Origin of the sequence: Actinoplanes sp. NPDC051633 (assembly GCF_040681735.1) — a bacterium.
GTDB lineage: Bacteria > Actinomycetota > Actinomycetes > Mycobacteriales > Micromonosporaceae > Actinoplanes.
In genome coordinates this window covers 1-1,409 of sequence record NZ_JBFAZH010001606.1, presented here as the reverse complement: position 1 = coordinate 1,409, position 1,409 = coordinate 1, and the positions used below count along the sequence as shown (strand labels likewise).

Annotated in this window: 3 protein-coding genes; 1 reads left to right on the top strand and 2 read right to left on the bottom strand. The window is 63.4% G+C overall.

Features of this window, described 5'->3' with window-relative positions; genetic code table 11:
* The coding region (locus AB0M20_RS43560) for a DUF6338 family protein (RefSeq protein ID WP_364307372.1) at positions 1 to 435 on the top strand (435 nt) is incomplete at its 5' end.
* 71 nt (positions 436 to 506) lie between these two features.
* Here the strand turns inward: AB0M20_RS43560 and AB0M20_RS43555 are convergent.
* Both AB0M20_RS43555 and AB0M20_RS43550 read right to left on the bottom strand, forming a co-directional pair.
* Entirely contained in the window at positions 507 to 989 is a 483-nt protein-coding gene (locus tag AB0M20_RS43555) for a hypothetical protein (protein ID WP_364307370.1), read from the bottom strand.
* A partial coding sequence (locus AB0M20_RS43550) for a hypothetical protein (RefSeq protein WP_364307368.1) occupies positions 986 to 1,409 on the bottom strand: 424 nt, incomplete at its 5' end. The genes AB0M20_RS43550 and AB0M20_RS43555, both read right to left, overlap by 4 nt.

Sequence of the window (1,409 nt, the reverse complement as noted above, 5' to 3'; positions counted from 1 at the left end):
GATCCGCGACTGGTTCGGGGGCTTCACCGAGCAGGCCAAGCCAAAGTTGTGCGAACTCTTTTCGGCCACCGTGCAAGTGACATCCGGGAGGTTTCGACCTGGCATACGGCACTTGATGAGTACAAGGCAAACAAGGAAGGCCGCACCATCGTCGGAGCCCTACAAGAGGACGGAGCTTATGTTCAAGGAACACTTCTCGCCTCGACGGCCGGCACAGTGGACTACGACAAGCGGGAACTGCTCCTCACCGGACCGCTCACGTTGACAACTACCGACGGCAAGACACACTGCCTGTCCGTGCAGATGACCATCATCGCGGCGCGCAACCTCCGCCGCCTAGACATCACCCACACAGACCTGCCGAGCGATCCCGTAGAAATCAACACACACCGTGAGGCGGAGATGCAGATCCCGCCAGGCACTGATATCGAGTGAGGTAGGCATTGCGGCGGCGCCGGGAGCGCCGAGCGGATGCAGCCGAGTGTGCGCAGCCTCGATTGAGCCAGTCAGGCGGAGCGGCGAGCATTTCTGGGCCAGATGACCCGCACATCTAAACCCCGGTCATATGCATATGCGACGACGTCGCCGGTGCCGCCCTTTCCCGCCGCATCCTGTCCATCCCAGACCGCGAGCAGGACGTCGCTGTGGTCGACGATGTGCTGGCCAGCAGCCAGGTAAGCGTCCTCGCCTGGTTCGGTGAAAGGCAGCGTGGTGTGTTGCTGGGCCAGGGCGACCAAGGCCCGGTAAGTCGCTCGGGGAATGTCTGCGGCGAAGGTTTCTTCGTACCCGCGACTAGGGATCACGACGTGCAACTTGCCGCCGGCGGCCAGAACGGCCAGTGCGAATACCTGGTCGCTTCCTTCGGCTAGGCTGGAGAGTCCCTCAAGTCCATTCTCAAGGTCGGCAAGCGTCTGCGCGATGGCAGCGGACACGGCCCGGCGTGTCGACGCGGTGATCCCTTGGTGCCCGGTGCAGCCGACCCGGGTCATAGCACCCTCCGGCTCGCCAGCTGCCAGAAGTAACGTCCGAGTTGCGTCAGGGAGACTGTGCCGCTGTCCATCGCCACCCAGTAATGATCACGGCCGTCGTCGGCGGTGACAAGCCCGGCGTTGCGAAGCCGGCCGAGGTAGTCGAACTGCTGCTGCTGAAATGAGCCGGGCTGACCTGGCGGGAGCGGGCGGCCTTCTCCCTCGTGTGCGGGACTTAGACGCAGATGGTGGTCGGCGCGCGGGAAGTGCTCTGGCAGCATGCGAAGAAGTTCCGCGTCGAGCCACGGGGGACCCGTTCGAAGCACGACCGGCTCCGTGACGTGAGCCTTCAAAACAGGCCGTTGTTCCCAGGCGGTGAACGAGCGGCTGATGAATGGATAGAGACTCATCGCGGTCACTGAACCGAGATGGTCCGTGGCG

Coding starts and splice junctions, on each gene's coding strand:
- AB0M20_RS43555 (WP_364307370.1), bottom strand. CDS start 989: ATGACCCGGGTCGGCTGCACCGGGCACCAAGGGATCACCGCGTCGACA.